Annotated in this window: 24 protein-coding genes; 11 read left to right on the top strand and 13 right to left on the bottom strand. The window is 71.0% G+C overall.

The annotated features are described in order from the left end of the window. Positions 1–22 precede the first annotated feature (22 nt). The 4 genes from FZN60_RS24815 to FZN60_RS24830 all read left to right on the top strand — a co-directional run bounded on the left by FZN60_RS24815 (position 23) and on the right by FZN60_RS24830 (position 4,459). Positions 23–1,843, top strand: a complete 1,821-nt coding sequence (locus FZN60_RS24815) for an ABC transporter ATP-binding protein (protein WP_158876319.1) — start codon at positions 23–25, stop codon at positions 1,841–1,843. A 35-nt stretch (positions 1,844–1,878) separates the two neighbouring features. Then, positions 1,879–2,685, top strand: a complete 807-nt coding sequence (dapB, locus tag FZN60_RS24820; protein ID WP_158876321.1) for a 4-hydroxy-tetrahydrodipicolinate reductase — start codon at positions 1,879–1,881, stop codon at positions 2,683–2,685. Positions 2,686–2,776: 91 nt separating this feature from the next. Continuing rightward, positions 2,777–3,736 (top strand): DUF4344 domain-containing metallopeptidase, encoded by a 960-nt coding sequence (locus FZN60_RS24825; protein WP_158876323.1) that lies wholly within the window; start codon positions 2,777–2,779, stop codon positions 3,734–3,736. Between the two features lie 102 nt (positions 3,737–3,838). Then, on the top strand, positions 3,839–4,459 hold the full coding sequence (locus FZN60_RS24830) for a 2,3-bisphosphoglycerate-dependent phosphoglycerate mutase (RefSeq protein WP_158876325.1): 621 nt from the start codon (positions 3,839–3,841) through the stop codon (positions 4,457–4,459). Positions 4,460–4,469: 10 nt separating this feature from the next. Here the strand turns inward: FZN60_RS24830 and FZN60_RS24835 are convergent, their stop codons facing one another. Continuing rightward, complete coding sequence (locus FZN60_RS24835; protein WP_199266648.1) at positions 4,470–5,537, bottom strand: lysine-2,3-aminomutase-like protein; 1,068 nt, start codon at positions 5,535–5,537, stop codon at positions 4,470–4,472. A 211-nt stretch (positions 5,538–5,748) separates the two neighbouring features. On the opposite strand from FZN60_RS24835, the gene FZN60_RS24840 reads away from it, so the two are divergent. Continuing rightward, positions 5,749–6,588 carry a universal stress protein gene (locus tag FZN60_RS24840; RefSeq protein WP_246727159.1) on the top strand — a complete coding sequence of 280 codons (840 nt, stop codon included), beginning with the start codon at positions 5,749–5,751 and terminating at the stop codon, positions 6,586–6,588. A 12-nt stretch (positions 6,589–6,600) separates the two neighbouring features. Here FZN60_RS24840 and FZN60_RS24845 read toward each other — a convergent pair whose 3' ends face one another. After that, positions 6,601–7,083, bottom strand: coding sequence for a nucleoside deaminase (locus FZN60_RS24845; protein WP_199266649.1), 483 nt, complete (start codon positions 7,081–7,083; stop codon positions 6,601–6,603). 118 nt (positions 7,084–7,201) lie between these two features. On the opposite strand from FZN60_RS24845, the gene FZN60_RS24850 reads away from it, so the two are divergent. Next, entirely contained in the window at positions 7,202–8,365 is a 1,164-nt protein-coding gene (locus tag FZN60_RS24850) for a winged helix-turn-helix domain-containing protein (protein ID WP_158876327.1), read from the top strand. Here the strand turns inward: FZN60_RS24850 and FZN60_RS24855 are convergent, their stop codons facing one another. The 3 genes from FZN60_RS24855 to FZN60_RS24865 form a co-directional block, all read right to left on the bottom strand. Next, complete coding sequence (locus FZN60_RS24855; RefSeq protein WP_158876329.1) at positions 8,366–9,202, bottom strand: bifunctional allantoicase/(S)-ureidoglycine aminohydrolase; 837 nt, start codon at positions 9,200–9,202, stop codon at positions 8,366–8,368. A 76-nt stretch (positions 9,203–9,278) separates the two neighbouring features. Beyond that, positions 9,279–9,584, bottom strand: coding sequence for an ATP-dependent Clp protease adapter ClpS (clpS, locus tag FZN60_RS24860; protein WP_158876331.1), 306 nt, complete (start codon positions 9,582–9,584; stop codon positions 9,279–9,281). A gap of 61 nt (positions 9,585–9,645) precedes the next feature. Further along, entirely contained in the window at positions 9,646–10,134 is a 489-nt protein-coding gene (locus tag FZN60_RS24865; RefSeq protein WP_158876333.1) for a MarR family winged helix-turn-helix transcriptional regulator, read from the bottom strand. 332 nt (positions 10,135–10,466) lie between these two features. Here FZN60_RS24865 and FZN60_RS24870 point away from each other — a divergent pair, with 332 nt between their 5' ends. Next, positions 10,467–12,476, top strand: a complete 2,010-nt coding sequence (locus FZN60_RS24870) for a PAS domain-containing sensor histidine kinase (protein ID WP_158876335.1) — start codon at positions 10,467–10,469, stop codon at positions 12,474–12,476. Further along, positions 12,466–13,080 (top strand): response regulator FixJ, encoded by a 615-nt coding sequence (gene fixJ / locus FZN60_RS24875; RefSeq protein WP_158876337.1) that lies wholly within the window; start codon positions 12,466–12,468, stop codon positions 13,078–13,080. The genes FZN60_RS24870 and fixJ overlap by 11 nt, the downstream gene beginning before the upstream one ends. Before the next feature lie 25 nt (positions 13,081–13,105). Here the strand turns inward: fixJ and FZN60_RS24880 are convergent, their stop codons facing one another. Both FZN60_RS24880 and FZN60_RS24885 read right to left on the bottom strand, forming a co-directional pair. Continuing rightward, the gene (locus FZN60_RS24880; RefSeq protein WP_158876339.1) at positions 13,106–13,939 is read right to left on the bottom strand and encodes an aldo/keto reductase; all 834 of its coding nucleotides are present in this window, start codon (positions 13,937–13,939) and stop codon (positions 13,106–13,108) included. A 95-nt stretch (positions 13,940–14,034) separates the two neighbouring features. Next, complete coding sequence (locus FZN60_RS24885; RefSeq protein ID WP_158876341.1) at positions 14,035–16,047, bottom strand: DUF4139 domain-containing protein; 2,013 nt, start codon at positions 16,045–16,047, stop codon at positions 14,035–14,037. Between the two features lie 150 nt (positions 16,048–16,197). Between FZN60_RS24885 and doeA the strand changes: the two genes are divergently transcribed. Continuing rightward, the gene (doeA, locus tag FZN60_RS24890; RefSeq protein WP_158876343.1) at positions 16,198–17,379 is read left to right on the top strand and encodes an ectoine hydrolase DoeA; all 1,182 of its coding nucleotides are present in this window, start codon (positions 16,198–16,200) and stop codon (positions 17,377–17,379) included. A 7-nt stretch (positions 17,380–17,386) separates the two neighbouring features. Beyond that, positions 17,387–18,382, top strand: a complete 996-nt coding sequence (doeB, locus tag FZN60_RS24895) for a N(2)-acetyl-L-2,4-diaminobutanoate deacetylase DoeB (RefSeq protein ID WP_158876345.1) — start codon at positions 17,387–17,389, stop codon at positions 18,380–18,382. A 3-nt stretch (positions 18,383–18,385) separates the two neighbouring features. Here doeB and FZN60_RS24900 read toward each other — a convergent pair whose 3' ends face one another. The 5 genes from FZN60_RS24900 to FZN60_RS24920 form a co-directional block, all read right to left on the bottom strand. Beyond that, the gene (locus FZN60_RS24900; RefSeq protein WP_158876415.1) at positions 18,386–19,045 is read right to left on the bottom strand and encodes an endonuclease III domain-containing protein; all 660 of its coding nucleotides are present in this window, start codon (positions 19,043–19,045) and stop codon (positions 18,386–18,388) included. Between the two features lie 398 nt (positions 19,046–19,443). After that, complete coding sequence (gene betB, locus FZN60_RS24905) at positions 19,444–20,919, bottom strand: betaine-aldehyde dehydrogenase (protein WP_158876347.1); 1,476 nt, start codon at positions 20,917–20,919, stop codon at positions 19,444–19,446. Between the two features lie 59 nt (positions 20,920–20,978). Beyond that, the gene (locus tag FZN60_RS24910; RefSeq protein ID WP_158876349.1) at positions 20,979–22,373 is read right to left on the bottom strand and encodes an FAD/NAD(P)-binding protein; all 1,395 of its coding nucleotides are present in this window, start codon (positions 22,371–22,373) and stop codon (positions 20,979–20,981) included. Positions 22,374–22,398: 25 nt separating this feature from the next. Beyond that, entirely contained in the window at positions 22,399–22,863 is a 465-nt protein-coding gene (locus FZN60_RS24915) for an RrF2 family transcriptional regulator (protein WP_158876351.1), read from the bottom strand. Between the two features lie 162 nt (positions 22,864–23,025). Continuing rightward, positions 23,026–23,244, bottom strand: a complete 219-nt coding sequence (locus tag FZN60_RS24920) for a hypothetical protein (RefSeq protein ID WP_158876353.1) — start codon at positions 23,242–23,244, stop codon at positions 23,026–23,028. Between the two features lie 301 nt (positions 23,245–23,545). Between FZN60_RS24920 and FZN60_RS24925 the strand changes: the two genes are divergently transcribed. Further along, entirely contained in the window at positions 23,546–25,147 is a 1,602-nt protein-coding gene (locus tag FZN60_RS24925; protein ID WP_158876417.1) for a GMC family oxidoreductase, read from the top strand. On the opposite strand, the gene FZN60_RS24930 is transcribed toward FZN60_RS24925, so the two are convergent. Further along, entirely contained in the window at positions 25,144–25,509 is a 366-nt protein-coding gene (locus FZN60_RS24930; RefSeq protein ID WP_246727164.1) for a hypothetical protein, read from the bottom strand. The genes FZN60_RS24925 and FZN60_RS24930 overlap by 4 nt on opposite strands. Positions 25,510–25,583: the final 74 nt, after the last annotated feature.

Consider the following 25,583-nt stretch of genomic DNA (forward strand, 5'->3'; position numbering starts at 1 on the left):
CTGATCCGGCGGGCCCGGCGCATTGAAGAAGAAAAAGATCAAGCTGACCGAGCGGAGCCAGCGCGGCCTCGTCGTCCGGCTCCTCAAGCGCATCTTCGCCGAGAACGGGCGCCGCTTCTTCTGGCCCTATGTCTGGGCGGTCGCCTGCCTCGTCGTGGTCTCGGCCACGACCGCCTTCCTCGCCTGGATCATGCGCGACGTGATCGACGGCATCTTCGTGCAGGCCGACCGGACGCTGCTCGTCGTCCTGCCCTTCGCGATCTTCGTGACCTTTCTCGCCCGCGGCTTCGCCAGCTACTGGCAGGGCGTGATCCTGGCGCGCATCGGCAACAACATCGTCGCGCAGTACCAGCGCCGCCTGTTCACGCACCTGACCAGCCTGTCCGTCGACTTCTTCGCGCAGAACCGATCCGCCCAGCTCGCCGCGCGCCTGAACCAGAACGTGTCCGGCATCCGCGACACGCTGAACCTCACCGTCACCTCGATCGCGCGCGACCTCCTTTCCCTGGTCTTCCTCGTCGGCGTGATGATCTGGCAGGACCCGCTGCTCTCCGGCATCGCGCTTCTCGCAGGTCCTCCCATCGCCATCATGATCGGCGGCCTCGCCAAGAAGCTGCGCAAGGCGACGCGCCAGTCGATCGACCTCAACGCCCGCGTCCTGTCCTCCATGCAGGAGGCGGCTCAGGGCATCGCGGTGGTCAAGGCCTTCACAATGGAGGAGCCGCTCAAGCAGCGGATCGCGAAGCTGATCGACGCGGCGGAAGAGCGCTCCAACCGCATCGCCGCGATCACCGAGCGCTCGGGGCCGGTGACGGAGTCCGTCGCCGGCTTGGCGATCGCCGGCGTCATCGCCTATTCCGGCTACCGCGCCATCGAGTACGGCTATTCGCCGGGCTCGATGTTCGCCTTCATCACCGCGCTCCTTCTCGCCTACGACCCGGCCCGGCGCCTCGCCCGGCTGCAGGTCCAGCTCGAGCGCGCCCTCGTCAATGCCGAGATGATCTACGAGATCCTCGACACGCAGCCCCAGCAGCAGGACAGGCCGGACGCCAAGCCCCTGGCGGTCACGGCCGGCGCGATCCGCTTCGAGGACGTGTCCTTCGGCTACCATCCCGGCGAGGACGTCCTCCAGGCGATCAGCTTCGAGGCGCCCGCCGGCCGGACGACGGCCATCATCGGCGCATCGGGTGGCGGCAAGTCCACGATCATCGCGCTTCTCCAGCGCCTCTACGACGCGAGGGACGGTCGCATCACGATCGACGGTCAGGACATCCGCGACGTCACCAAGCAGTCGCTGCGCGCCCAGATCGCCTACGTCCCCCAGGCGCCGACGCTCTTCGAGGGCACCATCGCCGACAACATCCGCCTCGGCCGGCCCGATGCCGACGACGCGGCGATCCGCGACGCATCGCGTCTCGCCCACGCCGACGAGTTCATCGAGCGCCAGCCGCTGGGTTACGACACGCCGCTCGGGGAGAACGGCGTGACGCTGTCCGGCGGCCAGCGCCAGCGCCTGTCGATCGCTCGCGCGATCGTGCGCGACGCGCCGATCCTCCTCCTCGACGAGGCGACGAGCGCCCTCGACACGCGCTCCGAGATGCTCGTCCAGGACGCGCTCGACACGATCAAGGGCGGGCGCACCGTGATCGTCGTCGCCCACCGCCTGTCGACCATCGTGTCGGCCGACCAGATCATGGTCATGGACGGCGGGCGCATCGCCGAGCGCGGCACCCATGCCGAGCTTGTGGACCGGCCGGGCGGCTTGTATGCCCGCTTCTACGCGCTGCAGACGCGCGACGACCGCGCTGCCCCGGAGGCGATCGCCAGCACGATCAGGGGCTGACAGGCGCGGGATCTGGCCTGAGGGGACGAACGCAGATGAATCTCCTGATTCTGGGCGCCGGCGGCCGCATGGGCCGCAGCCTCGTGCGCGCCGTGTCCGAGACGAACGGCGCCGCGCGCGTGTCCGCCGCCCTGGAGCGCGACGGCTCGCAGCATCTGGGCGAGGATGCCGGCGCGCTCGCCGGCCTGTCGCCCCTCGGCGTGCCCGTCACGGCCGATCTCGATGCGGCCCTCGCCCTCGTCGACGGCGTCCTCGACTTCACCGCGCCGGCCTTCTCGGCCGAGGTCGCGGGCCGTGCCGCGAGCCGCGGGCTCGTCCACGTCCTCGGCACAACCGGCCTCTCCCCCGAGAACGAGGCCGCCATCGCGGCGGCGGCTTCGGGCGCGCGCATCGTGAAGTCGGGAAACATGAGCCTCGGCGTGAACCTCCTCGCTGCGCTCGTCGAGGAGGCCGCCCGCGCGCTGCCGCCAGGCCTCTTCGACCTCGAGATCATCGAGATGCACCACCGCCACAAGGTGGACGCGCCCTCGGGCACCGCGCTGCTTCTCGGCGAGGCGGCGGCGGCGGGGCGGGGCGTCGACTTCACGCAGGCCTCCGTGCGCGTGCGCGACGGTCACACCGGCCCGCGCGTCGAGGGCACGATCGGCTTCGCGACGCTGCGCGGCGGCTCGGTGGTGGGCGACCACAGCGTGATTCTGGCGGGCGAGGGCGAGAGCGTGACGCTCTCCCACCACGCCGCCGACCGGATGATCTTCGCCCGCGGCGCCGTGCGCGCGGCCCTCTGGGCGGCCGGCAAGCCCGCCGGCCTTTATTCCATGCGCGACGTCCTCGGCCTCGCCTGAAGCCGCCATATGGCGGACTTGGAATGAGGTGGCTTCGCGCCTAAGCTTGCGGCGGCGGCCCTGAGAAGCCGTTTGCCGGAGACGATCCCGCATGCGCATCACACGAGCCCTGTTCGGCTTGCCCGTCCTCGCAGCTCTCGCCTGCTCCCTGCCGGCCCTCGCGCAGGAGGACGAGGCCGAGGCGGCCCGCGCCTATGCCCGCGACAACACCGTCTTCACCCTCTACCACGAGCTCGGCCACCTCTTCGTCGACCGCTTCTCGCTGCCGGTCCTCGCCCGCGAGGAGGATGCCGTCGACAACCTCGCGACGTTGCTGGCGCTCGAGGACTACGACAGGAGCGACGACGGCGGCGTCCTCGGCTACGCCGTCTACGGCTGGGAACTGGCGGTCAACGAGGACGGAGAGGACGCGCCCGACGCCTCCACCCTCTACGACGTCCACAGCCTCAACGCCCAGCGCGCCTTCACCATGGTCTGCCTCCTCGTCGGCAAGGACAAGGCGGTGTTCGGCGAGGCCGCCACCTCCTGGGGCATGGACGACGAGCGCCAGGACGGCTGCGCCGAAGACTACGCCCAGGCCAAGGCCAGTTGGGACATGGTGCTGAAGCCCCATCGCGTCGCGCAGGCCGGCCCCGGTGCCTCGATCGAGGTCGTCTACGAGCCCGCGTCGGCCGGCACCGCCGGTGCCAAGCAGATCCTGCGTTCGGGCAAGGTGCTGGAGCGCTTCGCCGCGCGCATGGAAGCGGAATACTCCATGCCCGAGGACGTCGTTCTCAAGGCCGCCGATTGCGGCACCGACAACGCCTACTACGACTCGAGCGAGGGCTCGGTCACCGTCTGCTACGAGCTCGTCGACTACTACGTGAACCAGTACATGCAGGCGCCGGGCGAGGAGGTGACGGACGAGGAGGCGTCCGACGCGGTCGCCGAGGACGACGTCGAGGACGCGCCGGATGCCGGCGAGGAGGCCGTCGGTAAGGATGGTTTCGACGCGCAGGTCCATTTCTCCCGCGGCGCGGTGCCGAACAGGCCGCTCAGCCTCGACAAGTAGGCTGTCCGGGCCCGCGCTTGGCGCGCCGCGGCGCCCGTGCTACCGGGCGGCGAGCGAGTTCCACCCCCTCCACCCGTCCGATCCCAGCAGCGAGCCCAGCCGATGTCCCGCACCCTCGTCCTCGTCCGCCACGGCCAGAGCGAATGGAACCTCAAGAACCTCTTCACCGGCTGGCGTGATCCGGACCTGACGGAAACGGGCGTCGCCGAGGCGCGCGCGGCCGGCCAGCGCCTCAAGGCGGCCGGCCTCACCTTCGACATCGCCTTCACCAGCGTCCTGTCGCGCGCCCAGCGCACGCTGTCGCTGCTCCTGGAGGAGCAGGGCCAGACGGACCTCGAGACGATCCGCGACGCGGCGCTGAACGAGCGCGACTACGGCGACCTGTCGGGCCTCAACAAGGACGACGCCCGCGCCAAGTGGGGCGAGGACCAGGTCCATATCTGGCGCCGCTCCTACGACGTGCCGCCTCCCGGCGGCGAGTCGCTGCGCGACACCGGCGCGCGCGTCTGGCCCTACTACATCCACCGCATCCAGCCGCACGTCCTGCGCGGCGAAACGGTCGTCGTCGCCGCCCACGGCAATTCGCTGCGCGCCCTCGTCATGGCGCTCGAAGGCCTGACCGGCGAGGAGATCGTCGCCCGCGAGCTCGCCACCGGCGTGCCCATCATCTACCGCCTGAACGCGGACTCGACCGTCGCGGAAAAGACGGTGCTCGACGCCTGAGGCTGACGCCTCACGTCTTCGGCGGATAGGCGTGCTCGCGCCCGTTCGGGTCCGCGACGCGCCAGCCGCCGTTCTCGTCGCCGCCGAGATAGGTCGGCCCGACGGGCACCTTGCCGTGCCCGCCGGGAATGTCGAGGACGTAGGTCGGCTGGCCGAGCCCCGACACGCGGCCCCGCAGGCCCCGCATCAGCGCCTGACCTTCGCTGAGCGTCGTGCGGAACTGCGCTGTGCCGGGCGCGAGGTCGCCCTGATGCAGGTAGTAGGGCTTGATCCGGTTCTCGACGAAGGTCCGCATCAGCTGCGCCAGAACCTCCGGCGCGTCGTTGACGCCCTTCAGGAGCACGCTCTGGCTGACCATCGGGATCCCCGCATCCACGAGCCGAGCCACCGCCGCCTTTGACTGCACCGTGAATTCGCGCGGATGGTTGGCGTGGAGCGCGACGAACACCGCTCCGCCGAACCGCTTCAGCGCCGAAACGAGGCGCTCGTCGACGCGCTCCGGATCGACCACAGGGACGCGCGTGTGGAAGCGCAGCACCCGCACGTGGCCCATCGCGCCGAGCGCCTCGGCCATGCGCGCCAGCCGGCGCGGCGACAGGAGAAACGGGTCGCCCCCCGTCACCACCACCTCCCAGATCTCGTCGCGTGCGCCGATATAGGCGAGCGCCGCGTCGAGCTCGGCTTCGCTGAGGCTTCCCGCGCCCTCCGGCCCGACGACCTCGCGGCGGAAGCAGAAGCGGCAATAGACCGGGCAGACGTGGAGCGGCTTCAGGAGCACGCGGTCGGGGTAGCGGTGGACGATGCCCGGCACGGGCGCGTGCGCGGCGTCGCCGATCGGATCGGCCCGTTCCTCCGGTCGCGCGTCGAGCTCGGCCTCGGTCGGCAGGAACTGCCGCCCGATCCCGTCATCCGCGGCTTCGACGAGCTCGGCCATCGCCGGCGTGATCGACACGGCGTAGCGCTCCGCCACCCGCTCCAGCGCCGCCAGCCGTTCCGGCGGCGCGAGCCCCGCTTCGACGAGGTCAGCCGGGCTCTTCAAGGCCTTGGAAAACAAGCGATCGACAGGCGGCACATCCATGCGCGCCTTCTAGAGCCTGTCGCGGAGCATGGCCAGCACGGCGCCCGTTCCGGGTCGGTGACAGGCTCTCGGGCCGATCGAGCTCGCCGAAGGCGCCGCCAGCTTGTCCCGTCCCTTTTCGCGCGACGCGACCCCTGCGATTGACGCCGTCCCGCGCCCGGCGCATCCTCACCCTCGCGGCGTCCGTGACGAGCCGGGCGGAGGCCATGGGATGGACGCGATGAAGAACCTTCTCGTTCCCTGCAATCCGGACGGCGCCATGCGGCCCTCGCTGGAAGCTGCGCGCCTCGTCGCCGGCCTGTTCGGCGGCCATGTCGAGGGCGTCGCCATCGCGCCCGAAGTGCCCGACGTCCTCGCCGCCGAGTTCACGGTGGCCGTCCCCACGCTCGATCCCGAGGCGCGGCGCGACCTCGTCCAGGCCGCCCGCTCGGGCTTCACCCGCTTCATGGCCGAGGCGGGGCTCCATGCCGGCGAGGCGGCGGGCGAGGAGGGCGCCTTCGGCTGGTCCAACGACCAGCTCGTCACCGACCTCCAGCTCGGCAGCTTCGGCCGCCTCTTCGACCTGATCGTCCTCGGCCGGCCCAGCGCCAGCGGCGACCCGGTGCGCACCGCCACCGTCGAGACGGCGCTGTTCAACAGCGGCCGGCCGATCCTCCTCGCGCCCCCGTCGGTGCCCCGCAGCATCGGGGGCACGATCGTCATCGCCTGGAACGGCAGCACCGAGACCGCCCGCACGGTGGCCCTCGGCATGCCCTTCCTCCAGCGCGCCGAGCGCGTCCTCGTCCTGTCCGTCGAGGGCTGGGCGGTGGAAGGGCCGAGCGGTGCGCGCCTCGCCGCGAGCCTGCAGCGAAACGGCATCGAGGCCGAGGCGGTGACGCGGCCGATGAACCGCTCGCCCGGCGAGGCCGTCCTCGACCACGCCCATGCCTTCGGCGCCGACCTCGTGCTGAAGGGCGCCTACACCCAGAGCCGCCTGCGCCAGATGATCTTCGGGGGTGCGACGCGCCACATCATCCACCAGACCAACCTGCCGGTGCTGATCGCCCACTGACGGCGCGCGCTTCTATCGCCAGAAGCCCTCGTGGACGCCGGCGGCCTCGCTTTCAAGCAGCGGGCCGCGGACCTCGATATCCCGCTGCCCGGCGGCGAAGACGTCGCGGCAGGGCAGGTCCATGGTCAGGTTCTCCGGATGCGGACCGATGAGGTCCTTCAGCGCCTGCTCCGACAGGCCGTAGACGACCCGGCCCAGCCCCGCCCAATAGGCGGCGCCCGCGCACATGGCGCAGGGTTCGGCGCTCGTCACCATGGTGCGGCGCTTCATGAAGTCCGCGTCGAAGCGCTTGGTCGCCTCGCTCATCAGGTTGCGTTCGGCGTGTCCCGTGCGGTCGCCTTCCGTGCCGCAGCTGTTCATGGCCTCCAGGAGAAGCTCGCCCTCCGGTCCGAGGAGCACCGCGCCGAACGGATGGTCGCCGCGCGCGCGGGCTTGCCGCGCAAGGCCGATCGCGTGGCGCAGCCAGTCCAGCTCCTTGTCGCCCATCTCCTGCATGGCGCAGCTCCCCACCGGTTCCGTTGCCCTAGAACTGAGACGGGGACGCACGCCGGCAAGTCGCAGCGCCGGCCGGGACGCCTTGGCCGGGCGGCGGTCGACCGTTATATCCTCGTCCATGCCCGCCGCGATCCGCCGCCAGCTCCCGCATCTCCTGTCCAAAGCCCGCGCCCGCCGCATCTGGCTCGCCGCCCAGCGCCTCGACGTCGCCGAGCCTTTCGGCGCGGGGCCGAGCGCCGTGCAGGCGGCGGCCGAGCATCTCGGCTACGTCCAGATCGACACGATCAACGTCGTCGAGCGCTGCCACCACCACATTCTCTGGTCGCGCATCCCGGCTTACGCCCGAGCCGACCTGGAGGCCGCGCAGAGCACGCACAAGTCGGTCTTCGAATACTGGACGCACGCGCTCTCCTACGTGCCGGTCCGGGACCTGCGCTTCTTCCTGCCCGAGATGCGGCGGCGCAAGGAGAGCCCGTCCAACTGGTTCGGAACGGTGACGCCGGCCGAGCGCGCCAGGGTCCTCAAGCGCGTGCGCGAGGAGGGGGCGCTGACGATCCGCGACATCGAAGACGACGTTCTGGAAGAGAAGAATCACCCTTGGGCGAGCCGCAAGCCCTCCAAGCGCGCCCTCCAGCAGCTCTTCTACGAGGGCCGCCTGACGATCTCCGCGCGGTCGGGGATGCTCAAGACCTACGAGCTCGCCGAGCGGCATTTCGGCTGGGAGGTCCGCCCCCGCGCGCCGACCGAGGCGCAGGTTCTCGACTACATGCTGGACCGGGCGCTGCGCGCGCAAGGTCTCGTCTCGCTCGACTCGATCTGTCATCTCGCCCCGCGCCTGAAGGGACCGATGCAGGAGCGCATCGACGCGCGCGTCGCCCGCCGCCGCCTCGTGCCCGTGTCGATCGAGGGCGGCGAACGCGTATCCCACTGGGCCGAGCCGGCAGCCCTCGACGCCGCGTCCGCGGGGATCGCGCCCGTCGTCCACGTCCTGTCTCCCTTCGATCCCCTGATCATCCAGCGAAAGCGCCTGGCGCTGTTCTTCGGCTACGACCACCGCTTCGAGGCCTATCTGCCGAAGGAGAAGCGCGCCTTCGGCTACTTCGCGCTGCCCGTCCTCGTCGGCGACCGCGTCGTCGCCGCTATCGACATGAAGACCGACCGCGCGAACCGCCGCCTTCTCATCCAGCAGCGAACCGACTTCGGCGATCCGCTCCCGGCGCCGGAACGCGCGGCCGTGGACGAGGCCCTCGGCCGCTTCGAGCGCTTCCAGCTGGGGACCTGATCAGCCGCGCTGGCCGAGGCGCAGCGGCATGTGGCGGTTGACGTCCTTGTAGAGGAGGTAGCGGAAGCGGCCGGGACCGCCTGCGTAGCAGGCCTGCGGGCAGAAGGCGCGCAGCCACATGAAGTCGCCCGCCTCGACCTCGACCCAGTCGCGGTTCAGCCGGTAGACCGCCTTGCCTTCCAGAACGTAGAGCCCGTGCTCCATCACGTGCGTCTCGCAGAACGGAATGACGCCGCCCGGCTCGAAGGTGACGATGGTGACGTGCATGTCGTGGCGCAGGTCCGCCGGGTCGACGAAGCGCGTCGTCGCCCAGCGCCCCTCGGTGCCCGGCATCGGCGTCGGGGCGATCTCCGTCTCGTTGGCGACGAAGGCCTCCGGCTTCTCGATGCCCGGTACCCCCTCGTAGATCTTGCGGATCCAGTGGAAGCGCGCCGGCGCATCCCCGTCGTTGCGCAGCGTCCAGCGGCAGCCCGCCGGGAGATAGGCGAAGCCGCCGGGAACGAGCGCGTGGGGCCTGCCCTCGATCGTCACGGTCAAGCGCCCTTCCATGACGAAGAGCGCGCCCTGCGCCGCCGGGTCGCTCTCCGGCGCCTCGCTGCCGCCGCCCGGCTCCACCTCCATGACGTATTGCGAGAAGGTCTCGGCGAAGCCCGTCAGCGGGCGGGCGATCACCCAGAGCCGCGTCTTCGTCCAGAAGGGAAGGTAGCTCGTGACGATGTCGCGCATCACCCGGCGCGGAATGACCGCGTAGGCCTCGGTGAAGACGGCGCGATCGGTCAGAAGCTCGGTCTGGGCGGGATGGCCGCCGATCGGGGCGAAGTAGGTGGGGGCGGACAAGAACCATCTCCTGCGGGACGAAACACAAGCGTTCCAATGACACCCTGGAGGCGAAGCTGTCGAGCCGGCCCGCTTCTTACTCCTCGGGCTCCGTCGTGAACATCAAGGGATAGCCTTTGGCCCGGCCCGCATCGGTCGCCCGCGCCGCCTTGGTCTCGGCGACGTCGCGCGGAAACACCGACACGACGCAGGAGCCCTTCTGGTGCGCGGTGATCATCACGCGGTTGGCCTGGTCCTCGCTCAAGCGGAACTCGCCCTGAAGGATCGTCACCACGAAGCCGCGCGGCGTGTAGTCGTCGTTGACGAGGATCACCTTGTGGAGCTTCGGGCGCTCCGTCTTCGGCTTGACCACGGTCTTGGGCTTGAGGGCGCTGTCGCTCATCGGCGCCGCAGATAGGGCCGGATCGCCTCCGACGCAACCGTCCGGCCGCCTTGCTCCGCGATCAGGCCGCCTGCAGGGTCGCGGCGACCGGCGCATCGGCGGCGAACCCGGTATGCAGGTTGCGGCGCAGGGCCGTCAGCACTTCGAGGGCGCCCGCGACGCGATCGGGCTCGACGCCGGCGATGACGGTCTCGAACAGCTCGGTCGAGCGCTGCGAGAGCGCTTCGAACAAACCCTGCGCGCTGGCAGTCAGGCGGATGATCTTGGCGCGGCGGTCCGTCGGGTCCTGGGTCCGGGTGATCAGGCCGAGCGTTTCGAGGCGCTCCATGATGCTCGACAGCGTCATCGGCTCGATGCCGATGTGGCCGGCCAGGGTCTTCTGCCGCGAGCCGTCGTGGTTGGCGACGGTGACGAGCGCGCGCAGCTCGGCCGGCGTCAGCCGCACGCCCGAGCGCTGCATGGTCTGCTCGATCGCCTGATGGCTGAGGCGGGCCGCGTCGCTTAGGAGGAAGTAGAGTTCGCTGCCCGGAAGCCTGGATGTCGATGTCACGGGGCCTGGATCCTGAAAAGTCGAGTTCCGCCGCGGCAGGCCTTTGGAGGATGCGTCGGCATCGCAGGCGTTCCGGGTCGGATCGAACACATGCTAGCGGATCGAGGAACGCTTGTAGATTCCGTGGTTGTACTGAGCCGCTCCCGCTCGTCTGAACTCCATGGTTGTGCCGATCGGCCGCCTGCACCGTCGTTTCGGCCATTCCGACACTCGTTCTGCGCGAGATTTCTGCGAGCGGGCACGTCCCATGGGCTTGTAGCCGGTGGAAAGCATAATCTGTATGTTTGTCTTAAATTCTGGGATCCCAACGGCAGCATGCGCGAATGGCGGGTTTGAACAGTCTCATCGCCGAGCGCGGAGAGCGGCGCGGCATTCCTTTCGTCACCGAGCCGCCGCCTTTCGACCAGGTGGAGCGCATCGCTGCGCTGGACTGGTCGAGCAGCGCTCTCGGCCCCTTCGAGGACTGGCCGGTGGAGGCCCGGGTGCTCGCCTCCACCGTTCTCGCCGCCAGCCAGCCGATGTTCCTGCTCTGGGGCGCCGAGCGATCGTTTCTCTACAACGCCGCGCATGCGCAGATCATCGGCGCGAGGCACCCCTATGCCCTCGGCCGTCCCTTCTTCGAGGTGTGGACGGAGCTGCGCGACAGCCTCAGCCCGATGGTGGATCGCGTCTTCGCCGGAGAGGCGATTTCCATGGACGACATCGCGCTGACGATCGATCGCGGCGCGGGCTTCGAGGAGCGGCACTACGCCTTTTCCTACAGCCCCGTGCGCGAGAGCGGCGGCGCGGTGGGAGGCCTCCTCTGCGTCTGCACCGACACGACAGCGCAGGTCATGTCGATGCGCCAGCGCAGCGAGGTGAAGAGGCGCCTCGTCGAAAGCGAGGAGAACTACCGCTACGCCGCCGAGCTGAACCCGCAGGTCGCCTGGACGGCCACGCCCGACGGCCGGCTCGACCGCGTCGCGGAGCGCTGGCGCGAATGGACGGGAACGCCCGGCACCGGCACCAGCTGGGCCGATGCGATCCATCCCGACGACCTCAAGCGAACGGCCGACGCTTGGCTGGTCTGCGTCCACAGCGGCGAGCCCTACGCCGTGGAGCACCGCGTCCGGATGCTCGACGGAGGCTACCGTTGGATGCATTCGCGGGCCTTCGCCCGCTTCGACGAGAACTGCTGCATCCTGAAATGGTACGGCTCGACCGAGGACATCCACGAGCGCAAGGTCGGCGAGGAGCACCTGCGCTCGATCCTGGAGACCGTGCCCGACGCCATGGTGGTGATCGACGAGGCGGGCGGCATCCAGTCCTTCTCCAAGGCCGCCGAGCGCCTCTTCGGCTACCCGGCCGGCGCCATGATCGGCCGGAACGTTCGCGCCCTGATGCCCGAACCCTATCGCAGCGCCCATGACGGCTACCTCGCCCGCTACGAGGCGACCGGCGAGCGCCGCGTCATCGGGGTGGGACGCGTCGTTTTCGGCCAGCGCCACGACGGCTCGACCTTTCCCATGGAGCTTTCGGTCGGCGAGGTGCGCACGGCCGGTACCCGCTCCTTCATCGGCTTCATCCGCGACCTCACCGAGAACCGGAAGGCCGAGGAGCGCATGCGCAAGATCCAGGGCGAGCTCCTGCACATGTCGCGCTACACCGCGCTCGGCGAGATGGCCTCGGCGCTCGCGCACGAGCTGAACCAGCCGCTGACGGCGATCTCGAACTACATGCGCGGCTGCTCGCGCCTCCTCGAGAACCTGCCGGGGGCGGAAGGCCGCCTCGTCGCCGAGGCCGTCGAGGAGGCCGCGGCCCAGGCGATGCGCGCCGGCCGCATCATCCGATCGCTGCGCGAGTTCGTGTCGCGCGGCGAGAGCCGGCGCGAGCCGGAGAGCCTGTCGCGGCTCGTGGAGGAGGCGAGCGCCCTGGCGCTCGTCGGGGCCAAGGAAAAGGGCGTGCGGGTCGCCTTCCGGCTCGACCCGGAAGTGCCGACCGTCTTCGTCGACCGCATCCAGATCCAGCAGGTCCTCCTCAACCTCCTGCGCAATGCCGTCGAGGCGATGGAGGGAGCGGTGCGCCGAGAGCTGACCATCACGACGCTCCCCGCACCCGGCAACCTCGTCGAGATCGTCGTGGCCGATACCGGGCCCGGCCTTCTGCCGAGCGTCGCTTCCAACCTTTTCCAGCCCTTCGTCACCACCAAGCGCGAGGGCATGGGGGTCGGCCTCTCGATCTGCCGCACCATCGTCGAGGCGCATGGCGGCCACATCGCTGCCGAACCGAACCCGCCGGCCGGCACGATCTTCCGCTTCACCTTGCGCCGCGCGCGCACCGGCGGGGTCGCCGATGTCCGGTGAGGCGGTGGTCCACGTCATCGACGACGACAAGGCCGTGCGCCGGTCGATCGCCTTCCTGCTCGCGGCCAGCGACATCCCGGCGCGGATCTACGAATCGGCGCAGGGCTTCCTCGACGTCCTGGAGCCGGACGCGGCGGGCTGCGTCCTGTGCGACGTGCGCATGCCCGGCATGGACGGGATCGAGCTCCTGCAGGCGCTGCGCGCCCGCGGCATCGCCATGCCCTTCGTGGTGATGACGGGCCATGCCGACGTCGCCATGGCGGTTCGCGCCATGAAGGGGGGCGCGATGGACTTCATCGAGAAGCCCTTCGAGGAGGGGGCTCTGCTCGCCGTCCTCAGCAAGGGGCTGGAACAGGGAACGGCCGACAGCGAGCGGGCGCGCCGGAAGGGCGCTCTCGGCGAGCGCCTGCGTCGCCTGACCCCGCGCGAGCGGCAAGTGCTGGAGCGCATCGCGGCCGGCAAGCCCAACAAGATCATCGCCCACGAACTCGGGCTCAGCCCCCGCACCGTCGAAGTCCACCGGGCCAACCTCATGGACAAGATGGAGGCGCGCAACGCCTCCGATCTCGTCGCGATCTTCCTGGAAGCGGACGGGCGCGGATAACGGATCCGTCCGCTCCCGCGCGTTTTCAGAAGGTCGCGGTCATCGGGTTCGAGCCGATGCGCCCGTCCCGCGAGTCGAGGCCGGCCAGGGCGCGCATGTCGTCCTCGTCCAGACGGAAGTCGAAGACGGCGGCGTTCTCGACGATGCGGCTCGGCGTCACCGACTTCGGGATCACCACGAGGCCGTTGTCGATGTGCCAGCGGATGATCGTCTGGGCCGGCGTCTTGCCGTGCTTGGCGGCGACGCGCGCCACCACGGGGTCGGCGAGGAGCTGCCCTTGCCCGAGCGGGCTCCAGGATTCCGTCACGATCCCGCGCGCGGCATTGGCCTCGCGCAGCGCGCGCTGCTGGAAGCGCGGATGCAGCTCGATCTGGTTGATCACCGGCGCGACGCCCGTTTCCTCGATCAGGCGATCGAGATGCTCGGCCTCGAAGTTCGACACCCCGATCGAGGTGACGCGACCTTCCTCGCGCAGCCGGATAAAGGCGCGCCACGTGTCGACGAAGAGCCCGCGCCAGGGCGAGGCCCAGTGGATGAGGTAGAGGTCGACGTGATCGAGCCCGAGCCGTTCCAGGCTCTTGTCGAAGGCGCGCAGCGTCGAATCGTACCCCTGGTCCTCGTTCCACAGCTTGGTGGTGACGAAGACGTCGCCGCGCGGCAGGCCGGCCCGCCGCAGGCCTTCGCCGACGCCCCGCTCGTTCTCGTAGACCGCCGCCGTGTCGACGTGGCGATAGCCTGCTTCGAGGGCCGCCGCGACGGCCGTGACAGCCACGTCGTCGGGCGTGCGCCAGACGCCGAGGCCGAGCTGCGGAATGGCGCGGCCGTCGCTGAAGGGAATGCGGGGGGCTTGGTCGGTCATGACGTCGGGTCCGGTGCGGTTGTTCGTGCCGCCTCTGGCGGGCGCCGGGACATGAGGGCCGGGGCCCCGCCCTTCAAGGGCAGGAGCCGCCGCTTCTATAGCCGGCGCAAGGCTTCCGCCGCGGCCTCGCGCTGCGCCCGCAGCCGCGCGTCGAGGTCGGGACGCGCCGCGCGGATGGCGTCGAGCTCCGCTTCCTGCGCGGTGAGGTCGTCGAGATAGCCGCGGGCGAGGGCGCTGCCCTCCGGCACCGCGGCGAGGTTGGCGCGGATGCGCGCCTGCTCGTCCGCGATCGCGTCGCGCCGCGCGTCCGCTTCCTCGATGCGCGCCTCGATGTTCGCGATCTCGCGGCGCGCGCTCGCCAAGTCGGACAGGGCCGCCTTCTGCGCCGGGTCGCTCAGCTCGGAGGCCCAGGAGAGCACCAGGTCGGGCTCGGCATCGTCGAGCGCGATGACCTCCTCGTCCAGCCGCTCGTCCACCGCCTCGATCAGCGCCGACCCGCCCGCGGGCACGTCGGCCGTCAGGCGCCTCACCGTTTCGGTCTCGCCCTCGACCGTGGCGCCGGAAAAGTCCCAGCCCGGCCGCTTCGCGTGCTCGACCACGGCCTTGCGCGGCCCGTCGGCGGCTCCCTCGATCCGGTAGGTCGTGCGGATGCGCGAGCGGAACTCGGCCGAGAGCGCGCCGTCCACGCTCTTCACGCGAACGAGCGAGCGCAGCGGCTCTTCCTCGCGCAGGATGCGCACCTTGCGGTCGAGCGCGAAGGACACGAGCCGCGACTCGCCCGGCGCCGAGCCGAGGAGCTGCGCGTCGCCGAGATGCCCGTCCGCCGCGTCGAAGATCGTGAGGATCCCCGGCGGCAGGCTCGCGCCGGTCCCGTTGACGAGCCTGAGCGCGGCCAAGGGGTGCGGTCCCGTCGCGCCCGCCTGGAACAGCGCGACGCGCTCCGCCTCGACGCTCGCGTCGAGGATCGGCACCGACAGCGTGTCGCCGGCTGCGAGGTCCACCGGCGCGTCGATCGCGAAGGTCGCCGCGAGGTCGCCCTCGGAGCCCGTCGCTGCCTGGACGTCCGCGACGTCCGCATAGGCCATCTCGGCCATGGGCGCGGGAGCGGCGAGCGCCATCGGCGGCGGGGCCGCCTCCATGTCGACGAGCCGCCCGCGCGACTCCTTGGCGGCCCGCGCTGATCCCCCGGCGCCCATCGCGCCCTCGTCGGGCCGCGGCTCGGCGACGCCCGCGACGTCCACCGGCACGTCCGGCCGCTCGCGCCAGTAGCGCTCGAACAGGCGCTGGCGCAGCGTCACCGGCGCGCCCGAGACCAGCGTCAGAGCGACGTCGTCCCACGTCTCGCCGGTCGCGTTCTCCAGGACCGCCCAGGCCTGCAGCCGCGCGGTGCCGGTCGCGCCGTCCGCGACGACGCGATAGGCGGATTTCCAGAGCGGCGCGGCGACGACGTAGGCGATGTCGGCCGTGCCCCCGGCCGGCCCGTCGAGCTTCAGGGTGATGGTGCGCGAGCCCTCGGCCTTGGCGCGGCCGAGCGCCGCGGAGGCTTCGGCGATCTTGGCGCGCACGCCGTCGTCGAGGATGCGCACGAGGACGCCCGGCGCCAGGGGCACGTCGGTGACCTCGCCGGTGTCCGCGACCACGGCGAGAACCGGGGTCTGCGCTCCGTCCGCGCCTTGGCGGGTCGATACGCCGAGAACCGTGCCCGACAGCGGCGCGCCGGCGCCCTTCACCTCCACCGCCACGCCCCCGAGCCGGCCGAGGAGGCTCGGCAGGCCCGTGAGGTCCTCGGCCGAGAAGGGCATGCGCCGGAAGGTTTCCTCCACCGGCGCCGCGCCGCCCAGGCTGAAGGACGACACGCGCGCCGCGCCGCCGATCACCACGAGGCTCTTCAGCACGTCGTCGACCTGCTCGATGGGCACCTCGAAGGACACCTCGCCGCCCCTCGCGACGGGCAGCGTGCGCATCAGCTCCGCGAGCCCCCCGGAGGACAGCGTCACCCGCTTGATCGCTCCGGGCTCGGCGGCCCACGCAGGCAGAACGACGCCCGCCGCCAGGACGGCCGCCAGAGCCAGCGCCACGCGGCGCCCCCTCGTCTTCGGATGCGTCATCGTCCCGTGCTCCCCCTGGCTCCGCAGCGGCGAATCGGTTCGCCGTTTCCGCCAGTCACGCCCGCAACCGCGGCGGCGTTAAGGCCGGCTTGCCGAGCCGGCGCCTCCCGTCGCATCCTTCGCCTCGCTGAGCACCAAGGAGCATGCGGCATGGCGGAGCCGGTTCTGAACTTTTCGCGGGACGAGTACGCGGCGCGGCTCGCCCGCACCCGCGAGGCCATGGAGGAGAAGGGGATCGAGCTCCTCTTCGTCTCCGATCCCTCCAACATGGCCTGGCTGACCGGTTACGACGGCTGGAGCTTCTACGTCCACCAGGGCGTCCTCGTCGGCCCGGACGGCGATCCCGTCTGGTTCGGCCGCGGCATGGACGCGGAAGGGGCCAAGCGCACCGCCTGGCTCGGCGAGGCCGACATCGTCGGCTATGCCGATCACTACGTCCAATCCACCGAGCGCCACCCGATGGACGTCCTCTGCGACGTCGTCGCCGGCCGCGGCTGGGACCGGCTGACGCTTGGGCTGGAGATGGACAATTACTGGTTCTCCGCCGCCGCCTACCGCGCGATCCAGGCGGGCCTGCCCAACGCCCGCATCCTCGACGCCGCCGGCCTCGTCAACTGGCAGCGCGCGGTCAAAAGCCCGGCCGAGCTCGACTACATGCGCATTGCCGGCCGCATCGTGACGGCCATGCACGAGCGCATCGCCGCCGTCATCGAGCCCGGCATGCGGAAGTGCGACCTCGTCGCCGAGATCTACGACGCCGGCATCCGCGGCGTCGGCGGCCATGGCGGCGACTATCCCGCGATCGTGCCGATGCTGCCCTCGGGCGCGGATGCCGCGGCCCCGCACCTCACCTGGGACGACAAGCCGATGAAGGCCGGGGAGGGGACGTTCTTCGAGATCGCCGGCGTTCACAAGCGCTACCACTGCCCGCTCTCGCGCACCGTCTTCCTGGGGAAGCCGACGCAGGCCTTCCTCGACGCGGAGCAGGCCACGCTGGAGGGCATGGAGGCGGGCCTGTCCGCCGCGCGCCCGGGCAACACCTGCGAGGACATCGCCAACGCCTACTACGCCGTCCTCAAGCGCTATGGCATCGTGAAGGACAGCCGCACCGGCTACTCGATCGGCCTGTCCTATCCGCCGGACTGGGGCGAGCGCACCATGTCGCTCCGTCCCGGCGAGCGCACGCAGCTGCGCCCCGGCATGGCCTTCCACTTCATGACCGGGCTGTGGCTGGAGAACATGGGCCTGGAGATCACCGAATCCCTGGTGATCACCGAGACCGGCTACGAGCTCCTGGCCGACGTTCCCCGCAAGCTCCTCGTCAAGGACTGAGGCCGCCATGCGCCCGTCCCCCATCTCGCCGACGATCGACTTCGAGGCCGAGGGCGTCTCCCACGGCCACCTGCGCCTGCCCCACAGCCGCGACGATTCCGCCTGGGGCGCGGTGATGATCCCGATCACGGTGGTGACGAACGGCGAGGGGCCGACCGCGCTCCTCACCGGCGGCAATCACGGCGACGAGTACGAAGGCCCGGCCGCGCTTTTCGACCTCGCCCGCACGCTCGATCCCGCGGCTGTCTCCGGCCGCGTGATCATCGTTCCCGCGCTCAACTATCCAGCCTTCCGCGCCGGCACGCGAACGTCGCCGATCGACAAGGGCAACCTCAACCGGACCTTTCCCGGGCGCCCGGACGGCACGGTCACGCAGAAGATCGCCGACTACGTCCAGCGCCACCTGCTGCCGCTGGCCGACATCGTCCTCGACTTCCATTCGGGCGGCAGGACGCTCGACTTCCTGCCCTTCGCCGCCGCCCACATCCTGCCCGACAAGCGCCAGGAGGCGTCAAGCTTCGCTGCCGTCGAGGCCTTCGGTGCGCCCTTCTCGATGCGGATGCTGGAGATCGACGCCGTCGGCATGCTCGACACGGCGGCCGAGGAGATGGGCAAGGTCTTCGTCACCACCGAGCTCGGCGGCGGCGGCACGGCCACGGCGCGCACCATCGCCATCGCCAGGCGCGGCGCCGCCAACCTCCTGCGCCATGCCGGCATCCTGTCCGGCGCAGTCGAAAAGCCGGACGAGCCCACCCGCTGGCTCGCCATGCCCTCGGACGCCTGCTTCACCTTTTCGGATGTCGAAGGCCTCGTCGAGCCCGCCGTCGATCTCGGCGACGCGGTGCGCTCGGGCGACCTTATCGCCCGCGTCCACCCGGTCCTGCGCACCGGAGCCGCACCGGCCGAGTTCAGGGCGCGGATGGACGGACTTCTGGCCGCCCGCCACTTCCCCGGCCTCGTTCAACCCGGCGATTGCCTCGCCGTCCTCGCCGTGGAGGAATAGGGGTCAGGCGACGCGGAACGCGCTCGGGCAGATGTCCGCCAGCACGCAGGCACCGCAGGCCGGCCGGCGGAAGTGGCAGACCTTCTGTCCATGGATCATCAGCACCTCGTGGTTGTCGTAGATGTCCTGCGCGCTCCAGTCCTCCGGCAGCTGCGCCCGCAGGATCGGGTGCGCCGGCCCGACGTCCACGCGCGGTCCCACCAGCCCCAGCCGCTGCGCGACGCGGTGATGGTGGCTGTCCACCGGCAGCGCCGGCATCCGGAGCGTCGAGAAGGACAGGACCGCCGCGCTCGTCTTCGGCCCGACGCCGGGGATCTCTTCCAGCCAAGCCCGCGCCTCCGGCACGCTCATGCTCCCGAGAAAGTCGAGCGACAGTCCGCCCGTCCGGTCCCGCACCGCCGCCAGGATCTCCTGGAGGCGCGGCGCCTTCAGCTCCGGCCAGCGCACCCCCTCGATCAACGCCTCGACCTCGTCCGTCGGCGCCGCGATCATGTCGGCCCAATCGGGAAAGCGCTCCCGCAGCCGCTTGAAGGCCCGCCCCGAGTCGGCGTTGCGCGTCCGGTGCGACAGGAGCGAGGAGACCAGCTCGCTCAAGGGATCGAGGTTGTGGAAATAGGCGATCGGGCAGCCGTACGCGGCGCACAGCCGCTCATGGACGACCATCGCCTTGGCGGCGAGCGCCGGGTCCGCCGCCGCCACGGCCCTCGCGACCACCCGCTTCGGCCGGGCCCGCGGCTCCGCGGGCGCCGGCGGTGATTCGAACAATCGGCCTTCGCCGGGCGAGGGAGCGCGTGTCTGAGGCATGAAGAACCGAATCCGCCGGGATTCCACACGTTCCCCGCCTGACCATTGCCGAGTCACAATGCCGCGGCCGATCAGAACGCGGCGCTGCTTCCCGCGTCCGCCTGTGGAAGAGGGGGCGCGACGCGCCGGATGAGGGTGTCGGCCGCGAAGTGGCCAAGCGAAGAACTTGCGCCGCGTCCTTCACGAACCACCCTCATCCGCCTGCCGGCACCTTCTCCCGCCGGCGGGAGAAGTGAGCTCGTCGCTGCCGTTTTTCCTCAATACGGCGCGTCGACGCTCCCGAGGTTCACGTAGACGCTCTTCACCTGCGTGTGTGCGTCGAGCGCCGCGCGGCCGTTCTCGCGGCCGAGGCCGGACTGCTTGGCGCCGCCGAAGGGCAGCTCGATGGGGGTGATGTTGTAGGTGTTGATCCAGGTCGTGCCGGCTTCGAGCCGCGCCACGACTCGGTGCGCCCGGGCGAGGTCGCGCGTGAAGACGCCCCCGGCGAGGCCGAATTCCGTATCGTTGGCGCGGGCGATCACCTCCTCCTCGGTTTCGAAGGAGAGCACCGTCATCACCGGGCCGAAGATCTCCTCGCGCACGATGCGCATTCCGTCCGAGCAGCCGTCGAACACCGTCGGCTCGACGAAGAAGCCGCCGCTTCCCTCGGCCGCCCGCGCGCCGCCGACGAGTATCTTGGCGCCTTCCGCCTTGCCCGCCTCGATGTAGGAGAGCACCTTCTCCATGTGCTCGCGCGAGATCAGCGCGCCGACCTGCGTCGCCTCGTCCTCGGGATTGCCGATCCGCATGGCGCGGGTGCGCGCGGCGAGCTTTTCCAGAAAGGCGTCGCGCACGGTTCTCTCGACGAAGACGCGCGTGCCGTTCGAGCAGACCTCGCCCGCGGAATAGAAGTTGGCGAGCATCGCCCCGCCGACCGCGTCGTCGAGGTTGGCGTCGGAAAAGACGATCAGCGGCGACTTGCCGCCGAGCTCCAGCGTCACCTGCTTCAGCGTGCTTGCCGCGTCCGCCATCACCTTGCGGCCGGTGCCGACCTCCCCGGTCAGCGAGATCTTGGCGATAGCCGGGTGGCGCGAGAGCAGCCGCCCGGTCTCGGCGGCGCCCTGGACGACGCTGAAGATGCCGGCCGGAACGCCGGCTTCGGCCATGATCTCGGCGAGCTTGAGGGCGGTCAGCGGCGTCAGCTCGGCCGGCTTGAAGATCATCGCGTTGCCCGCGGCGAGCGCGGGCGCGGCCTTCCAACAGGCGATCTGGAGGGGATAGTTCCAGGCCCCGATCCCCGCGACGATTCCCAGCGGCTCGCGTCGGGTGTAGCCGAAGGCGGACGGGCCGAGGTCCACGTGCTCGCCGACCAGCGAAGCCGCGAGCCCGGCGAAGTATTCGATGCAGTCGGCCCCCGAGATCACGTCGACGACGCGGGTCTCCTGCACCGGCTTGCCGGTGTCGCGCGTCTCGATCAGCGCCAGCTCGTCGTTGCGCGCGCGAAGGAGGTCGGCGACGCGCTTGAGGATTCGCCCGCGCTCCGTACCCGTCATCGCGCCCCAGGCCGGCTGCGCGGCCTTGGCCGCCGCGACCGCCGCCTCGACCTCGGCCTCGCCGGCGGTCTCGATCTCGGCGAGAACAGCGCCCGTCGCCGGGTTGATCGTCCGGAAGGTCGCGAGCTGCGGGTTCGGCCGGTAGGCGCCGGCGATGTGGCTGGCAAGGCGCGGCGGGGCGGCGGGGGAGGGAGTGCTCATGGGGAACGGCCTCGTCTGGCGGACTTCGTGCCCCCGGAATACGCCTCTCCCCGCCGCGGTCAAACCACGGCTGCGACCTCGCGCGTCGGTCCCGGCGTGGCAATGCGGGCGGCCACCGTCTGGGCGAGGCTCGCGCACTGCACGCGGATGTCGGGGATCGCCGTGATCTCCCAGAACCGCGCCTTGGTGAGCGGCCCGACGGCGAAGATCCGCGGTGAGGCCTGTCCGTCCCCGTTGATGAGCGCGCAGCTTGCGTCGACGTCGAGCCCGAGCCGCAGCGGATCGGTGCGCGCGAGCCCGCGCGACACGAGCCGGCCGGCGAGGCTCGACGCGTCCGCCGCCGGGTCGCGCAGGATCCCCGTGCCGTCGAGGACGTGGTGGAAGCCGCGCACCTCCTCCGCGCCCCCGCGCAGTCGGATGCGCGCCGCCTTGCGCCCGTCCTCGCCCGCCTCGACGCCGAGGAGGCGGCCGGCGCGGATCGCCAGCCGTTCGGTCGCCACGGCCGCCCGGATCGACTGCTCGGCTTCCGGCGGCATGCGGTGGCGGTGCACCTCCCAATAGGTGCGGGCGTGGCGGATGAAGCGCGTCTTGGCGCTCAGCGGCAGGGCCTGCCAGAGGGTCTGCGTGTGCGGGCGAAGCGCGTCGACGACGTCGCGCCAGTCGCGTCCCTCACTCGCCGCCCAGCGCACCGTGTCGCGCAGCCAGTGCAGCAGGAAGGAGGTCTGGGTGCCGAAGGGGATATCGGCGGCGTCGAGCTTCAAGGGATGCGAGCGGCGGTGGACCTGCGGCAGGAGCCCGTGGCGCGACAGCGCCAGGATGCGCCCGCGGTGCTTGGCGCGCGACAGCGCCACCACCGTGTCGATCATCGAGAGCCCGGTGCCGAGGATCAGGACGTCGTCCGTTTCATTGACGCCGAGTTCGGCCGGCGAGGACCAGCAGCTTCCATAGGGCGCGCTCGCGCCGGCCGCGGGAACCGCGTGGCCGGTGGCCAGCACCGCCGCCTGGCCGATCTCGGTCCGCCCGTCATCGAGAACCACCGCGACGCCCGTCGCGGTCTCCGACACATCGACGGCGCTTGCCTGGATCCATTGCAGCCGCCCGTCGCCGCCGAGCTCCGGCAGCCAGGGCGCGACGAGGTCGGCGAGATAGCGCCGGTAGAGCCGGCGCGACACGAAGCAGAAGGGATCGGAGCAGTCGAGATCCGCCGCCGCGCCGCTCTGGAGGAGCCAGCGCCAGAAATGGTCGGGGTCCTCGGGATAGGCGCTCATCGAGCCCGCGCGCGTGTTGAGGAGGTGGGCGGGCTCGTCGGTGGAATAAGCGAGGCCGGCGCCGATCGCCTCGCGCGGCTCGATGATGGCGACGCGCAACCGTCCACCGGTCTCGCCGAGAAGGCGGGCGGCGAGGATGATCCCGCTCGCGCCTCCGCCGACGATCACGACGCGGCCGGCGCTCACGACCGGCCTCCCGCGGATGCCGGGATCAGGCGTTCAGCGCGAGTTCCCGGGACTGCGAATCCTCGTCCAGGAGACCCGGCATGGCCGCGAGTTCCGCGAGCGTGCGATTGTCGAGCACCGCCGAGATGGCGTTGCGCACTTCCAGCATCACGAGGCGCACCGCGCAGGCTTCCTCGTCCCGGCAGTCGTCGCAGCGTCGATAGGCGGTCCGGCTGGCGCAGGGGATCGGGGCGAGTGGCCCGTCGAGGACGCGCAGGACGTGGCCAACCCGGATGTCCGCCGCCGAGCGCGACAGGGCGTAGCCGCCCCCGCGCCCCTTGCGGGCGTGAACGAAGCCGGCATTCCTGAGCTCGCCCAGGATCGCGTCCAGGAACTTCTTCGAGATGGAGTGCGAGCGGGCGATCTCCTCCGACAGCGTCAACCGGCCGTCCGGGGCGCCGGCCAGGTGCACCATGGCCTTCAGCCCGTACTTGCCCTTCATCGTCAGCATCGTCGTCCTGCCTGCACGCGAACTCGAACGTCCCTTCTATCGAGTTCGCATATAGACAATTGCGTAGGGATGCGCCAGCGCCGGGGCTGCGCGGACCGCCGGAAACGGTGGATGCCTGCCCGAGCCACGACAGCCAGAGGCGAAAACCGCCCGCCGCGGCCATCAGTCGGCAAGCGCCGCGAGCGCGGTGTGCGCCCTCGGCTCCGGATGGCTCTCGGCCTGCCCCGGGGCCAGGCCGAAGAGGAGCGTGAGGATCAACCCGAAGGAGCCGGCCGTCCAGGCGAGGTCGCGCCAGAGGCCGGCGGCAGGCAGGGCCGCCCGGCCGCCGCGCGAGCGCGAGGCGGCGGAAGCGGATGCAGGCCGGTCGATGGTGTCTGACATGGTCGCTCAGTCCCGTCGTTGAACGTTTATCAAACGCTACGCAGCCCGATGCCGGGCGGAAAGAAACGAAATGTCTATTCAGGTGCTATAATGAGTAGCCTTTTTCCGTCGATGGGCAAGGGGGCGCTTCGCAGCGGACAAGAATGCGCGTCCCCTGCGCGGGGATCCCGGTCCCCGCCGCCGACCGGCCATTTCGCCCCATCCCCTTCCTTGAGCCATCCCCGTCCGCCCGCTACGCTCGCGTCGCCGCGCCGGATCGCGCGGCCAAACGAGACGCGAACGAACGGCGCCCTTGGTGGAAATGGAATACGACTTCATCGTTGCGGGGGCGGGCTCCGCCGGCTGCGTCCTCGCCAACCGCCTGTCGGCGAACCCCAGGCATCGCGTGCTGCTCCTGGAAGGGGGCGGGCGCGACAACTGGATCTGGTTCCACGTCCCCGTCGGCTATCTCTTCGCCATCGGCAATCCGCGCGCCGACTGGATGTTCAAGACCAGTGCCGAGGCGGGCCTCAACGGGCGCGTCCTCGCCTATCCCCGCGGCAAGGTGCTCGGCGGCTCCTCGGCCATCAACGCCATGATCTACATGCGCGGGCAGGCCGCCGACTACGACCACTGGCGCCAGCTGGGGCTTCCCGGCTGGGGCTGGGACGACGTCCTTCCCGTCTTCAAGGCGCTCGAAGACCACATGGATGGGCCGAGCGCGTTCCACGGCTCAGGGGGCGAGTGGCGCGTCGAGCACCCGCGCGTCACCTGGGACATCCTCGACCGCGTGCGCGACGCGGCCGAAGCCGCCGGGGTCCCGAAGATCCCCGACTTCAACACCGGCGACAACGAGGGCTCCTCCTATTTCCAGGTGAACCAGCGGAACGGCCGCCGCTGGAGCGCCGCGCGCGGCTTCCTCAAGCCCGCCCTGAAGCGCCCGAACCTCCACGTCGAGACGGGCGTCACCGTCGACCGGGTGCGCATCGAGAACGGTCGCGCGGTCGCCGTCGAGTACCACGTCGGCTCCGAGCGGCGGGTGGCCAAGGCGCGGGCCGAGATCGTCCTCTCCGCCGGCGCGGTCGGCTCGCCGGCGATCCTGGAGCGCTCCGGCATCGGCGACGGCGCGCGCCTGGGCAGCCTCGGCATCGAGACCGTCCACCACAGCCCCGGCGTCGGCGAGAACCTCCAGGACCACCTGCAGATCCGGCCGATCTATCGCGTCGACGGCATCCGCACGCTCAACTCCGACTACGCCAACCTTTTCCGCCGCGCGATGATGGGCGTCGACTACGCGCTCCGCCGCCGCGGCGCGCTGACGATGGCGCCGAGCCAGGTCGGCGCCTTCGTCAAATCCTCGCCGCGCTACGCCACGGCCAACCTCGAATTCCACTTCCAGCCGCTCTCGCTCGACAGCTGGGGCTCGGGGCTCCACCCCTACGGCGCCTTCACCGCCAGCGTCTGCAACCTCCGCCCGACGAGCCGCGGCAGCGTCCACGTGACCGGAGCGGACGCCGCCGAGCCGCCCGTCATCGCGCCGAACTACCTCGCGACCGAGGAGGACCGCGAGGTCGCGGTCGACAGCCTGAAATGGGCGCGCCGGATCGTCGAGCAGCCGCCGCTCGCGCCCTATCGCCCGCAGGAGATGAAGCCCGGCCCGGAGGTCGCGACCGACGCCGAGCTGCTGCGCGCCGCGGGCGACCTCGGCACCACGATCTTCCACCCCGTCGGCACGGTGCGCATGGGCGCGGAGGGCGATGCCGGCGCCGTTCTCGACGCGCGGCTGCGGCTGCGCGGCGTCGAGCGCCTGCGCGTCGCCGACGCCTCCGTCATGCCGACCATCACCTCCGGCAACACCAACTCGCCGACCATCATGATCGCGGAGAAGGCGGCGCGGATGATCCTGGAGGATGCGAGGGCCTAGCCGCCCCGCCGGCCGCGCCGCGGGGCCGGCTCGCCGGAGCTGACCTTCCGCGTCGGGGCGTGGAAGTCCGGCGGCTTGCTCGCGATCCAGTCGAGGAAGCGCGCCATCTCGGGATCGTCCGACAAGGGCTCGCCGCTCTCGGCGCGGCGGGCGAGCTCGACATTGGTGAAGCAGGCGTGGATGGTGCGGTGGCAGATCGGGTGGACCGGCACGGTCTCGCGCCCGCCGCGGCTCTTGGGGAAGGGGTGGTGCCACTCCACGCGCTTGCCGAGCGGCCGTCCGCAGAGCCAGCAGGGCTCGGGAACCGGCGCCTCGCGCTGTCCCGGCCAGCCGTCCTCGAACCCCCGATGCTTGCGCGCCATGCCCGCTCCCCATTGCCGCCGCTTCGATAGGTGCGGCGCGCCCTTTCCCGGATCAATGCGACACGCCGCCCGCC

It is taken from the genome of Antarcticirhabdus aurantiaca, assembly GCF_009765365.1.
GTDB classification, from domain to species: domain Bacteria; phylum Pseudomonadota; class Alphaproteobacteria; order Rhizobiales; family Rhizobiaceae; genus Antarcticirhabdus; species Antarcticirhabdus aurantiaca.

Bases quoted from the DNA above. Each gene is read 5' to 3' on its own strand.
- FZN60_RS24880 (WP_158876339.1), bottom strand. From the start codon at position 13,939: ATGACCGACCAAGCCCCCCGCATTCCCTTCAGCGACGGCCGCGCCATT.
- betB (WP_158876347.1), bottom strand. From the start codon at position 20,919: ATGAGCACTCCCTCCCCCGCCGCCCCGCCGCGCCTTGCCAGCCACATC.
- FZN60_RS24925 (WP_158876417.1), top strand. From the start codon at position 23,546: ATGGAATACGACTTCATCGTTGCGGGGGCGGGCTCCGCCGGCTGCGTC.
- FZN60_RS24885 (WP_158876341.1), bottom strand. From the start codon at position 16,047: ATGACGCATCCGAAGACGAGGGGGCGCCGCGTGGCGCTGGCTCTGGCG.
- FZN60_RS24840 (WP_246727159.1), top strand. From the start codon at position 5,749: ATGGACGCGATGAAGAACCTTCTCGTTCCCTGCAATCCGGACGGCGCC.
- fixJ (WP_158876337.1), top strand. From the start codon at position 12,466: ATGTCCGGTGAGGCGGTGGTCCACGTCATCGACGACGACAAGGCCGTG.
- FZN60_RS24920 (WP_158876353.1), bottom strand. From the start codon at position 23,244: ATGTCAGACACCATCGACCGGCCTGCATCCGCTTCCGCCGCCTCGCGC.
- FZN60_RS24930 (WP_246727164.1), bottom strand. From the start codon at position 25,509: ATGGCGCGCAAGCATCGGGGGTTCGAGGACGGCTGGCCGGGACAGCGC.
- doeB (WP_158876345.1), top strand. From the start codon at position 17,387: ATGCGCCCGTCCCCCATCTCGCCGACGATCGACTTCGAGGCCGAGGGC.
- doeA (WP_158876343.1), top strand. From the start codon at position 16,198: ATGGCGGAGCCGGTTCTGAACTTTTCGCGGGACGAGTACGCGGCGCGG.
- clpS (WP_158876331.1), bottom strand. From the start codon at position 9,584: ATGAGCGACAGCGCCCTCAAGCCCAAGACCGTGGTCAAGCCGAAGACG.
- FZN60_RS24835 (WP_199266648.1), bottom strand. From the start codon at position 5,537: ATGGATGTGCCGCCTGTCGATCGCTTGTTTTCCAAGGCCTTGAAGAGC.
- FZN60_RS24830 (WP_158876325.1), top strand. From the start codon at position 3,839: ATGTCCCGCACCCTCGTCCTCGTCCGCCACGGCCAGAGCGAATGGAAC.
- FZN60_RS24845 (WP_199266649.1), bottom strand. From the start codon at position 7,083: ATGCAGGAGATGGGCGACAAGGAGCTGGACTGGCTGCGCCACGCGATC.
- FZN60_RS24850 (WP_158876327.1), top strand. From the start codon at position 7,202: ATGCCCGCCGCGATCCGCCGCCAGCTCCCGCATCTCCTGTCCAAAGCC.
- FZN60_RS24825 (WP_158876323.1), top strand. From the start codon at position 2,777: ATGCGCATCACACGAGCCCTGTTCGGCTTGCCCGTCCTCGCAGCTCTC.
- FZN60_RS24915 (WP_158876351.1), bottom strand. From the start codon at position 22,863: ATGCTGACGATGAAGGGCAAGTACGGGCTGAAGGCCATGGTGCACCTG.
- FZN60_RS24900 (WP_158876415.1), bottom strand. From the start codon at position 19,045: ATGGTCGTCCATGAGCGGCTGTGCGCCGCGTACGGCTGCCCGATCGCC.
- dapB (WP_158876321.1), top strand. From the start codon at position 1,879: ATGAATCTCCTGATTCTGGGCGCCGGCGGCCGCATGGGCCGCAGCCTC.